Origin of the sequence: Chroococcidiopsis thermalis PCC 7203 (assembly GCF_000317125.1) — a bacterium.
Classification (GTDB): domain Bacteria; phylum Cyanobacteriota; class Cyanobacteriia; order Cyanobacteriales; family Chroococcidiopsidaceae; genus Chroococcidiopsis; species Chroococcidiopsis thermalis.
This window is the reverse complement of record NC_019695.1, coordinates 4186894-4199981: the sequence shown is the minus strand read 5'-3', so window position 1 is coordinate 4199981 and position 13088 is coordinate 4186894. Positions and strand designations below refer to the sequence as shown.

The 13088-nt window shown below is 39.8% G+C and carries 4 protein-coding genes; all 4 read right to left on the bottom strand.

The window, feature by feature from the left end; translation table 11 throughout:
- Window positions 1-41: 41 nt before the first annotated feature.
- From CHRO_RS18200 to CHRO_RS18185, 4 genes are read right to left on the bottom strand one after another with little or no spacing between them, the layout of a single operon-like run.
- Window positions 42-1592 (bottom strand): condensation domain-containing protein, encoded by a 1551-nt coding sequence (locus CHRO_RS18200; protein ID WP_015155702.1) that lies wholly within the window; start codon window positions 1590-1592, stop codon window positions 42-44.
- A 6-nt stretch (window positions 1593-1598) separates the two neighbouring features.
- The gene (locus tag CHRO_RS18195; RefSeq protein WP_015155701.1) at window positions 1599-2687 is read right to left on the bottom strand and encodes an LLM class flavin-dependent oxidoreductase; all 1089 of its coding nucleotides are present in this window, start codon (window positions 2685-2687) and stop codon (window positions 1599-1601) included.
- A gap of 47 nt (window positions 2688-2734) precedes the next feature.
- Window positions 2735-7306: a type I polyketide synthase gene (locus CHRO_RS18190; protein ID WP_015155700.1), complete on the bottom strand. Its 4572-nt coding sequence runs from the start codon at window positions 7304-7306 to the stop codon at window positions 2735-2737.
- Window positions 7307-7323: 17 nt separating this feature from the next.
- Window positions 7324-12633: a non-ribosomal peptide synthetase gene (locus CHRO_RS18185; protein WP_015155699.1), complete on the bottom strand. Its 5310-nt coding sequence runs from the start codon at window positions 12631-12633 to the stop codon at window positions 7324-7326.
- Window positions 12634-13088: the final 455 nt, after the last annotated feature.

Here is a 13088-nt window from a genome sequence, read left to right as displayed (position 1 = left end):
GTTATTCAGAAGGTTTTAGGTGTAATAGCGTTAGTTTATATTTATTGTAAAAATACTTCTTTTCTTTTAATTTTTTTTAAGCTCTGATATTCAGATGCTTTACGCTGATTTTTGTGAGACTCAGTCTGTTTACGATTAAAAGAAGTTAAATTATTTTTTATTTCTAATATTGTAGAGGTTGGGTTTTGAATTATAGTAGTTAAAACCTGCACGAGATTTTTTAACATATTATCAATACTATTTACATTAAACAGGTCTGTATTGTATCTCAACATAGCCGCCATTCCTTTGTCTGTTTCTATCATGTCTAACAACAAATCAAGAGGAACAGTACCGTTATCAACATCATCCAAAACAGTGATAGTCAAACCCGCAATTTCCAAAGGCGGCATCGGGGTATTTTGCAGGACAAACTTAACTTGAAATATTGGGTTACGGCTGAGATCGCGAGCGGGATTGATAACTTCTACTAACTTACTAAAAGGCAGAGATTGATGAGAGTAAGCACCTAATGTTACTTCTCGCACCTGCATAAGAAATTCTTGAAAATTAGAGTTATCTGATACCTTTGTTCTTAGCACTAATTGGTTAATAAAAAAGCCAATTAATACCTCAGTTTCAGCCCAGGTACGATTCGCAACATCTGTACCAACAAGAATATCTTCTTGTTGTGTATACCAATTAATTAATATATAAAATCCAGCTAATAATGTCGTAAATAGTGTTACTTCTTGCTGTTGACTAAAAGACTTTAGCTCTTTAGTTAAAGATTCTGGTAAGATGAGCGATCGCCTAGCACCCTGAAAAGTCTGCACGTCTGTCCTAGGTTTATCTGTAGGTAAGTTAATTACCGGAAGTTTACCCTCCAGTTGCTTTTTCCAATAAGAAAGCTGAGACTCTAAAACCTCTCCCTGTAACCATTCCCTTTGCCATGCAGCGAAGTCTGCGTATTGAATAGGTAATTCCGCTAGGGGAGACGGCTGATTAGAACAAATAGCTTTATACAAAGCCGCTAATTCTCGAATAATTACGCCACGAGACCAAGCATCAGAAACAATATGGTGCATTGTAAATAACATTACATATTTAGTCTCACGCAACCGCAATAGCTTGACTCTTAGCAATGGTTCCCGCGATATATCGAAAGGACATTGAGCTTCCTGTTTTGCTAATTTTTGCACCAATTCTTGCTGTTTACTTTCAGCAAATTCTTGTAAATCAATGACAGGCATCTCTAAGGTTAAATCGGCAACTCTCTCTTGCATAGGTTGCCCCTCTACCATCTGAAAACACGTTTGCAAAACTTCATGCCGTTGTCGGATTTGATTAAGGCTTTGCTCCAGTGCTTTTACATTCAGTTGACCCTCTAATAAAATAGCAACAGGAATATTGTAAACAGGGCTTTGGGGGGCTAATTGGTGAAGAAACCAGAGCATTTGCTGGTTAAAAGACAAGGGCAATGAATTAGTATCTTTTCTTTTAGATATTGACTGAATTGTGGCAGAATTTAAACCCTTCTGTTTAAGCCGCATTTCAAACAATGCTCGTTGTTCTGGAGATAATGCGGCAATTCTTGCATTTATATCTTTCACAATTAATCACCCAAATAAGCTGAGACTCGAATATTTACTTGTGTCTTTTCTTAGCTGATAGTTTTGCTTAAAATCTGTTAATTTATTCAAGCTTGCCATCACTGTCTGAAAATCTAGACCAAAATCAACGAGACAAGCTATTTCATCCACTCCTATCTCTTGAAGACGTGCGATTGTTTGACGGCAACTTTCTGGCGTACCAATTAAAACTCTACCTTGTTGGAAATATCTCTCAAAAGCAAATTCTAAAAGCTGTTTTCGGTCTTCTTCTGTAAAATTCTCGGGATTGAATTGAAAATTGATGCGTTTAGCTAAGTTCTCAACTAAGCCAAAATGGGTTTTGAGATAATTGCAAAAAGGTTGCTTTACTTGTTGCTTAACTAATTGTTCATTATCTCCTATATAGGTGTGCATCATCAGAGACACTTTGTAACTTTTTGGATCGTGACCATGTTGAGCCAAAGTCCGACGATAAAGAGAGATTTGTTGAGCTAAATCATCAATGGTGGCATACAACAAAGAAGTTAAAACATTAGCCCCTATCTTAGCCGCGCCAATAAATGTAGCGTCAGCTTGACAAGTAATCCAAATTGGTACTTGCGATTGTATAGGGCAGGGAAATGTTTTTATCTGAACTTTATTGCCTGAACCATTAACAAATTCAATTTCTTCCCCCTGCCAAAGTTTCTGCATAATCTCAATGTCACGCCACATAACTTCTTTACGTTCAGTGTAATTTTCTGGTCGTAATAAAAAATCATCGGCGTGCCAACCTGGTGCAAAAGAAAGTCCAACTCTACCACCAGATAAGTTATCAACGACTGCCCATTCTTCAGCTACTCTGACAGGATGTTGTAATGGCATTACAATACTACCCGATCTGAGTTGAATTTTCTCTGTCACCATTGCTAAGGCGGCACTAATCACCGAGGGATTTGGATACAAACCCCCGAAAGGATGAAAATGGCGTTCGGGAGTCCATACTGCTGAAAATCCATGTTTATCAGCGAGTTTAGCTGTTTCTAATAACAGTTGATATTTATCTGATTCAGTTGTTGAGCCGTCGCCTGAAAAGTAGAGTATGCTGAATTCCATATATTATGGCAGGGGCGCAAAGAAGGACATACAAAATTAAAGTTGATTTAACTAACTGGTGATTCTTGGGCTAGTTGTTTTTGGAATTCTTCAATCGATAAGTTTTCTACTTCTGCTAATAATTTTGCGATTTCATCAAGTTCTTCTGATTGTGGTTGTTTCAGGGCAATGACATTAGCTAATTCGCTAACTGTTGGCGCATCAAAAAGGAGGGTACGCAATGGTAATTCGACTTGAAACGCTTCTCTAAGGCGGGAAATAGTTTGGACTGCTAGTAAAGAATGTCCACCTAATTCAAAAAAGTTATCGTAAATCCCTACTTTTTCAATACCGATGAGTTCTTCCCAGATATTGGCAACAGTTTGTTCAATTTCGTTACGAGGAGCTACATAGGTATTTTCTTGCAGAGTACGTGAATGCCTGCTGGCAGATACTTGGCAAGAGTTGACAGACTTTTTAGCAAAGGATAAAGATAAAACTGATTGGTTAAGTTGCTCAATTCCTGCTAGTAAATCTTGGGTGGAAACTATAACTTGAGGTAGCGAGTTTGCTAAGATACGGCTAAAAGCTTCTACCCCTTCTGATGGCAAGATAGCATTCTTTAAACTTTCTTCACGCCAGTTTTTAATTTCATCAGGAACATTAGTATTAACTGCCATCCCAACTTGTTGCCAAGCGTCCCAGTTAATCGCAACTGTAAAGCTGTTATTTGTTGTTGTATTCCAATGAGCAAAGGTATCTAAGAAAGTATTTGCAGCACAATAATCTACCTGTCCAAATCCTCCTTGTATTGAACTTAAGGATGAACAAAGAACTAAGAAGTCTAAATTGATGTTTTTGAGTACATTATTTAGAGTTATTGTTCCTTGAACTTTGGGTGCAAAAACTCTTTCAGCAATTTCTGGTGTTTTGAGTTGAACCATCCCAGCGCCAGCAACACCCGCAGTATGGATGACACCGTGAATTGTACCAAAGCGTTCTAAAGATTGTGCGATCGCACTGTGCATCTGTTCCTCATTCGTCACATCAGCAGCCAGTACCAATGCTTCTGTACCTAATGCTTCTAATTGTTTGATTTTTTCGCGATCGGATGGGAGAGAACGCCCTAATAAAATCAGTTTGGCTTGTACAGTTTTAGCCAGATATTCAGCTAAAACTAAACCAATACCTCCCATCCCACCTGTGATTAGATAGACTCCTTGTTGCCGCAAACGAATATTATCTTCGGTAGTAGGTTCTAATGTAACAGGCTCAAATGTTTGTACCCAACGGTAATTATTGCGGTAGGCAATTATCGATTCTTCTAATTCTGCTGTTAATTCTGCCAATAACTGTTCTAGAATATTTTCGCTTGTTGATGTGGGCAGTAAAATATCAACCAGACGACAACTGATATTGGGATATTCTTGAGGAATTACTTTACAAGCACCCAATATGGTTGTTTTTTCAGGAAATAATTCTTCATTTCCTGTTATATCGTGCAGATGATTAGCAATAACTAAAATTTGAATTGGATCGCTTATCTGCTGTTGTCCAATGGCTTGTGCTAAATAAACAAGACTATAGAAACCTAAATTTTGAGTTGTTTCCCAAGATAAAGTTTGCGATTGGTGAAGACTCCACAAATGGGTAATTGTCTTAGGAGTTTTACCCTGTTCTCGTAACTGTCGCAGCAAGTTGAGATAATCATCCGCTTGAGATGGATTGATAGCGTATGTATTGCTATCAAGTTGATTAAATTCTTTTCCTCCCTTAACGGTAATTACATTCTGTCCAAGTTGTTGTAGTTGTTGAACAAGTTCTGAACCTAAGCCATATTCATCTATAAAAACTAAAGAACAATCAGAGCTAATCTCTTTTGTTTTGACGAGGGGAACTCGTTTCCAAGAAGGAACATAAAACCAGTTACTAATATTAGGCTTTTTACCTTGCTTGCTCTCAACTTTAGCAGATACTTGAGTTGGTATTTCTGGTTCAATCCAGTAACGCTGGCGTTCAAAGGGATAAGTCGGTAAAGATACTCGATAACGCTGCTCGCGATCGTAAAAAACAGACCAATTTATCTCAACTTCTGCTAACCACAACCGCCCTAAAATGTTGAGTAAGAAATTAATATCTGATTTTTCTTCTTGGGGATGACGTAAGGAAGGTAATACAACTTGTCCGCCTGCTTTTTGGGCGTGTTGTTTGACGAGAGTACACAAAGTACGCCCTGGACCTACTTCTAGGAGAATGCGATCGCTTTCCTCCAACAATACTGATAAACCCGATGAAAACTGTACTGTTTGACGTAAATGCTGCGCCCAATAATCTGGAGATATTGCTCGATCTGCTGTAATCCAAGTACCCGTCAAATTAGAAATAAACCTAATTTCGGGAGGATTGAAGTTGACTTTTTTCAGTTCCGCCATGAATGGTTCTAACATCGGTTCCATCATGTGAGAGTGAAAAGCATGAGAGGTATGCAAACGGCGACACTCTATACCCTTGGCTGTTAGCTTTTCTGCAATCTTGTTTACTGCGTCATAACTTCCAGAAACCACGCACAAGGAAGGTGCATTATTAGCAGCTAGAGCTAAATCTTCGTTGAGGAAAGTTTTAACTTCTGCTGCTGATGCGGAAACAGACAGCATTGCACCCGTAGCCATTTGCTGCATCAGCCGCCCACGCACAGCAACCAACGTTAATGCATCTTCCAAACTCATCACACCAGCAAGACAAGCGGCTACATATTCCCCAATACTGTGACCAATCATTGCTTGTGGAGAAATACCCCAAGACATCCACAGTTGAGCCAAGGCATACTCAATTACAAACAATGCTGGTTGTGCAAACTGCGTCTGCTTGAGTTGTTCTGCTGCTGGTTGTTTTTCAGACTCTTGTGGATAAATAAGCGATCGCAAATCTAAACCTAAATGCGGTTCAAGTAGCAAACTACAACGATCTACTAGTTCACGGAATGTAGGCTCAGTCTGGTAAAGTTCTTTACCCATCTCCACATACTGAGCGCCCTGTCCGGGGAACATGAAAGTAATAGAGCGTTGGATTGGTTCCTCAAAGTGAGTTAATACTTGTTGAGGATCTATAGTTTCTAATGCGGTTATGGCTTCTTGGGTACTTTGGCAAACCACCGCACGGCGATAATTAAATACGCCACGCCCTACTTGCAATGTGTAAGCTACATCTGCCAGATTCAACTCAGGATGCTGTCTGAGGTGTTGAACCAAATTATTAGTAGCAGTTTCCAGAGCCGAATCAGTTTTAGCCGAAAGTACTAACAACTGATAATTTCTCCCCTGCTCCCCTGCTAAAGCGCTCCTCTGCTCTCTTAAAGAAGGGGCTTCTTCTAGAATGACATGAGCATTCGTCCCACCGATACCTAAAGAACTCACTCCTGCACGACGTGGTGTAGAAGTTGCATTCCATTCAGTCAGCTGATTATTGACGTAGAAAGGACTATTAGCAAAATCAATTTCTGGATTAGGCTGCTCAAAATTTAAACTGGGAGGAATCAACTTATGTTGTAAAGCCAAAGCGGTTTTAATTAGACCTGTTACCCCAGCAGCAGCGTCTAAATGTCCAATATTTGTTTTGACAGAACCGATCGCACAAAAACCTTTCTTCTCAGTTTCTGCCCGAAAAGCATTTGTCAAAGCAGAAATTTCGATGGGATCGCCTAAAGCGGTTCCTGTACCGTGAGTTTCGATATAGGTAATTGTCTCAGGATCGACGTCAGCCAGGGCTATTGCTTCGGCGATCGCTTCTGCTTGTCCGTTGACGCTGGGTGCAGTATAGCCGACTTTAAGCGAACCATCGTTATTGATGGCGCTACCTTTAATCACAGCATAGATCCGATCGCCGTCTGCGATCGCTTCTGATAACCGCTTTAATAGCACCACTCCTACGCCATTACCAATAATTGTCCCTCTTGCTTTGGCATCAAAGGCGCGACAATGACCATCAGGTGATAATATACCCCCTTCTTGATGTAAATACCCTGTTTTTTGGGGTACACGAATCGAAGCCCCACCAGCCAAAGCCATATCGCATTGATAATTTAGTAAGCTTTGGCAAGCTAAAGCAGTTGCAACTAAGGAAGTCGAACAAGCCGTTTGTATGGTGAGACTAGGTCCAGTCAGATTTAACTTGTAGGAAACGCGAGTAGACAAAAAATCTTTATCATTTCCAATTAGCTTTTGGAAACTATGCGCTGAACCAATTCGATCGCTATTTAAACTAAAAGTTAAATAATTATTTAAACTAGCACCAGCATAAACCCCAATTCGGCTTTCGCATCTTTGAGCATCATAGCCAGCATTTTCCAATGCTTCCCAAGCACATTCTAAAAACAACCGATGTTGCGGATCGGTCATCTCAGCTTCTTTAGGATTAACACCAAAGAACCCAGCATCAAATAAATCTATATCTTCTAATACAGCACCCGCTTTTATATAGTTACGCTCCTTGAGTAATGATGGATCTACTCCAGCAGCAATTAATTCTTCATCACTAAATTGAGAAATTGCCTCAACTCCATCACATAAATTTTGCCAAAACTCCGCAATATTTTTTGCTCCAGGGAAACGCCCTGCCAAGCCAATAATGGCAATGCCTTCCATAACTAACAATTTCCTTATTACTTAAGATTCTTCCGGTTTTTCATTAATACTTGATTGCGTTGGTTCAAAGCTTCTCTTTGTTTGCCTACCCTTTCATGCGTCTTCTCTAAATTTTTTTGTGCTAATGATTTTTGTCTTAAATGTTCCGCCAGCGACTTAATAGTCGGATTTTGAAAAATTTCTACAACTGATAAATCCCAGTTCAAGATTTCTCTAAGTTGGTTACTAACCTGCACCACTAACAATGAATGCCCACCAATGTCAAAGAAATTATCATGAACACCTACTCTTTCTAACTGTAGCGCCTGTTTCCAAACCTTAGCTATTAATTTTTCTACTTCAGATTGAGGCGCTTGATAATTATTTGCTAATTCTGGACGCAATTTATCTGGCGCAGGTAAAGCACGACGGTCTACTTTGCCATTAGATGTAAGAGGTAATGCTTCTAAAACTACAAATACAGAAGGAAGCATATATTCAGGCAGCTTTTTCTTGAGGAAATGCCTCAATTCATTGATAGAAAATGTAATTTTTTCCTTAGGCACTACATAAGCAATCAGGCGGTTTTCTTTGGCAAGAACTACCGTTTCTCGCACATTGAAAGATTCTGCTATGACTTCTTCAATTTCTCCTAGTTCAATACGGAAACCTCGAATTTTTACTTGATAGTCAATTCTGCCTGAGTATTCAATACTACCATCAGAACGGTAACGCGCTAAATCTCCTGTTTTATAAAGGCGTTTTTCTGGTTCAAACGGACTAGAAATAAACTTTTCATTAGTCAATTCTGGTCGATTCAGATAGCCCCGCGCTAAACCTACACCACCAATATGCAACTCACCAGGAATACCAACTGGAACAGGTTGCAAATAATTGTCTAATATGTATATCTGGATGTTGGCGATAGGACGACCGATAGGAACTATTTTCTCGTTGCTGTTTTTTTGACATTTCCAAGAAGTTACATCAATTGCCGCTTCTGTGGGACCATAGAGATTGTGTAATTCTGCATCCAAACGCTCAAAGAAGCGTTTTTGTAGTTCAAAGGGTAGTGCTTCACCACTACAAATTACACGTTTAATACTATGGCACTTTTCTAGTTCTGGTTCCTCTAAAAACACTTGCAGCATTGAAGGAACAAAGTGCAATGTCGTAATTTGCTGCTGGGTAATGAGTTGCAATAGATAGCTTGCATCTTGATGTCCACCGGGTTTAGCTATGACTAGAGTTGCGCCAGTAAATAGAGTCCAGAAGAATTCCCAGACAGAAACATCAAAACTAAAGGGTGTTTTTTGTAAAACGCGATCGCATTCTTCCAATTGGTAAGTATCTTGCATCCATAGTAAGCGGTTGCATAAACCCTTATGAGTATTAATTGCTCCTTTGGGTTTTCCTGTGGAACCAGAAGTATAAATTATGTAAGCTGCATTTTCTAGCTGAACGCTAATAAAAGGGTTAGCTTGGCTGTAGTCAGCAAATGCTGCACCATCAGTATCTATAGTTACTACTTTGGCTGTGTGTGCTGGTAGTTCATTAACTAGATGCAGTTGCACTAGCAATAATGATAATTGAGCATCTTCTAGCATGAATGCCAAACGCTCTTGAGGATAGTTAGGATCTAGCGGCAGATATGCACCGCCTGCTTTCATAATTGCTAATATTCCAACTACCATTTCGATAGAGCGTTCCATACAGATCCCAACTAAGGATTCTGGTTTCACCCCTAAATTTTGTAGGTAGTGAGCTAGTTGATTGGCTCGATTGTTTAACTCTCGATAGGTAAGTTGTTGGTTAGCAAAAATGAGCGCGATCGCATCTGGTGTTTTTTCTACCTGCGCCTCAAACAAATGATGAATGCAAGCGTATTGAGGATAATCAACCTGCGTGCTGTTCCAGTTTACTAGTAGCGTCTGACGTTCAGCAGGTGTCAATATTGGTAACTCAGCAATACGCTGCTGGGAATCACTAACTACACTCTCTAGCAAGGTTTGGAAATGTCCAACCATCCTAGCTATGGTATCTGCATTAAATAAATCGGTGTTGTATTCTAGCGTTCCTGTTAATCCTTCTTCGCTCTCAATCATTGATAGAAGGACATCAAATTTGGCTGTTCCCGTCTCTATCTCCTCAGTTTTCCAGATGCTGTTTGTAGCAGGATTTTGAAGCACAAACATCACCTGGAACAATGGGTTATAGCTGAGATCCCGATTTGGTTGTAATGCTTCTACTAACTTCTCAAAAGGTAAATCTTGATGAGTATAAGCCTCAACTGCTACCTTTCGCACTCGCCCCAACAATTCTGTAAATGTGGGATTCCCTTCTAGAGTGGTACGCAATATTAAAGTATTAATAAAACACCCAATTAGCTGTTCTAGTTCAGTACGGGTACGGTTAGCAATTGGTGAGCCGACAAGAATATCTTCCTGACCTGTATAGCGGTAAAGCAATGTTTGAAAAGCCGCTAGCAAGGTCATGAATAAGGTTACACCTTCTTTTTGGCTTAACTGTTTGATTGCTTGGGTTAACTGTGGAGACAATACAAACTTCTGCTGCGCTCCTTTAAAAGTTTGTATTGGTGGTCTGGGGCGGTCGGTCGGTAATTGCAATACAGGCATTCCACCTAAATGCTGCTTCCAATAAACTAAATGCTTTTCTATAACTTCATCTTGCAAGCAATTTCGTTGCCAATACACAAAATCTGTATATTGTACAGGAAGCTGAGGTAGTTGACATATTTTGTCATTAGCAAAAGTTTGATAAATTGTAGATAATTCTTGAACTAGTACCTTGATTGACCAACCATCACCAACCAAATGATGCAGATTTATGAGTAATATCGATTCTGTTTGCAAGTGCAGCAGTTTTGCCCGCAACAAAGGTGCTTGTCCTAAATCAAAAGATGACTGAGCCTCTTGCAAAGATAGCTTTTGTACTTCAGCCTGTTTTTGTTCATCAGACAAATGACGCAAATCAACTTCTGGTAAAGTGAATGGGGCTATAGGTGCAACTTTTTGGATAGGTTCACCATTCACTAACTCAAAGCTGGTTCGTAAGATGTCGTGTCTTTGAATAATTTCGTTGAGGCTACGGACTAATGCAGGAACATTCAACTCTCCTGTCAGATGAATAGCTACGGGAATGTTATATGTAGCTGTTCCAGGTTGCAGTTGATTGATAAACCACAACTGCTGTTGAGTAAAGGTAAGTGGATGTTGGTTAATGGTTGTCTCTACTTTAGAGATAGGCAAGTATTCACTAGTGAGGTTGTTGTTAACTTTATCTAATATTTGGATTATTAGCTCACTAATACCAGCACCATCAAAGAAGTTAGCTACAGATAGAGTTACGCCAAAATCAACCTCGATCCGGTTTTTTAACTCGAAAACTTTTAGGGAGTCTAGACCCAAACTACTTAAAGGTTGCTCTAGATTTATTTGCGAAGGTTTTACTCTTAGTACCTGCGCTACCAGCTTTTGTAAATAGAAGTTTAATAATTGTTGTTGTTGTTTTGGTTTTAGTGTTAGTAATTCTTTGTCTGTCAGAACTTCTTCTAGTTCTGTTGTCTGGGTAATTTCCAGAATACTACTACCAACAACCTCTAATGTACCTGCTAAAAATCCTGCTTTGGTAGCTCGACGTTGGATTTTACCGCTAGAAGTTTTGGGAATAGTGCCGGCTTTGATTAAAACAACTGCATAAACTTCTACTTCATGTTCTTCTGTGATTGCTTGGCGAAGAGCAGCTGTCACTTCATCTATATTAGGTTTGGCACGAAACTCTAATTCTTGTACAACTACCAATCGTTCTTCTTTTTCTACCTCTACAGCGAAAGCTGCAACACTTCCTGCTCGTAATGTTTTATGGCTGCGTTCTGCGGTTAACTCAATATCTTGTGGGTAGAGATTACGCCCTCTGATGATAATTAAATCTTTAGCTCTACCTGTAATAAAGAGTTCGCCATTGTGCAGAAAGCCTAAATCCCCAGTCCGTAAAAATGGCCCTTGTCCCGTGTCTTGTAGATAAGCGTGGAAGGTTTGTTCAGTTTCCTCTAGTCGGTTCCAGTAACCATGACCAATACTAGGACCTGCAACCCAAATTTCCCCAACTTGGTCGGGATCGCACAGAGTTAAGGTTTCTGGATTGGCAATTACAACCTCTTGTTGTGGTACAACTCGACCACATCCGACTAATTGTATTGAATTCTCTGTGTTAGCAACCGCATGAGTCAGACGGTTATGTTCTAAAACGTTTTTTTGCAGAAATATGCTACTTACCAACGCAGCTTTGACGCTCCCAGATACCATTAAAGTGGCTTCTGCCATGCCATAGCAAGGATAAAAAGCTTCTGGACGAAAACCGCATTCAGCGAAGGTGGCTGCAAACTTCTCTAGAGTCTCTTGACGAATGGGTTCAGCACCATTGAAAGCTACACTCCAATTGCTTAAATCTAAGGTTGAGCGTTGTTCGGGCGTAATTTTTTCAATACAAAGCTCGTAAGCAAAGTTAGGCGCGCCACTGGTGGTTCCTCCATAACGAGAAATTGCTTGTAACCAACGATAAGGACGTTGGAGAAAAGCTGCTGGCGGCATCATAATACAAGGAAAACCACCATATAAAGGTTGTAGTACGCCACCAATCAAACCCATGTCATGATAAACAGGCAGCCAACTCACAAACTTACTACTAGAGGTATGTTCCATATACTGGCGCGTTACCTCAGCATTGTGAAGTAGGTTGCCATGACTGAGTATTACACCTTTGGGCGTACCAGTAGAACCAGATGTATATTGCAGAAAGGCTAATGTATCTATATTAATAAAAGGCTCTTGCCAAGCTTCTTCTATACCAGGAGCGAGGTTATCAGTAGCTAGCCAGTGAATCTTATTGATTTTGTCGACAAACAAAGATTGCAATTGCGGCAAAATGGCTGTGGTGGTCAGAATTATCGCTGCTTGTGCATCTTCTAAAATTGCTAAAATTCTGGGGGTATTACGTTGGTTGCGTGGTGGATAAGCTGGAACTGCTACAACCCCAGCATACAAACACCCGAAAAAGGCGGCAAGATACTCTAAACCTGGTGAATAAAGCAGTAAAGCACGCTCTCCACTTAAACCTAAGCTTTGGAGTTGAGAGGCGATCGCCCGACTACATCTATCTAGATCTTGATAAAGGAGGCGATCGCTTTGGGTTTCCCCATCTGCTAAGAATGTGTAACTAAGTTGTTCGCCCTGTATATTGCTTCTATAACGCAAAAGTTCAACAATAGTCGAAAATTTGCTCATGCTTTCAATAGCATTACAGCTTTGAATATTGTTTTGTTCAGACATTGAGATGCACGCTTAATCTTGGAGTGTAACTGTCATAAGTGGTGTAGCTGAAACTGTACTAGCGATTTGTAGACTTCTTGACCAAATCCAAATTCGCGCACAGTCTCGGTCAAGGGTGAGTTTAGCGATCGTCAGAATCCATAAATAAGAACCTTACACGCAGTCTTGCAATTTATTCTCAACATTCATGTATATCACATTAACGCGAATAATTCTCTTTTAATTTTTCTTTTCACTAAAATTTGTGAGATTCCGATCCTAAACACCTCGGATTTTTAGAAAAGTTTCATTCTTTAGATAGATGCTGTATAGTTATTTTTGTTACAAGCCTGCTTTCCCTGAGCATAGCCATCACTAGAAAAAAACCATCAAAACGATCGATATTGCTCTAAAATCATTAAGGCAGGAATTTTGCATTCCTACTTAGTAACTTTTTACACAATTGACATGGGAGC

Excerpts from the sequence above, each read along its gene's own strand:
- CHRO_RS18195 (WP_015155701.1), bottom strand. The coding sequence starts at position 2,687 with ATGGAATTCAGCATACTCTACTTTTCAGGCGACGGCTCAACAACTGAA.
- CHRO_RS18190 (WP_015155700.1), bottom strand. The coding sequence starts at position 7,306 with ATGGAAGGCATTGCCATTATTGGCTTGGCAGGGCGTTTCCCTGGAGCA.
- CHRO_RS18185 (WP_015155699.1), bottom strand. The coding sequence starts at position 12,633 with ATGTCTGAACAAAACAATATTCAAAGCTGTAATGCTATTGAAAGCATG.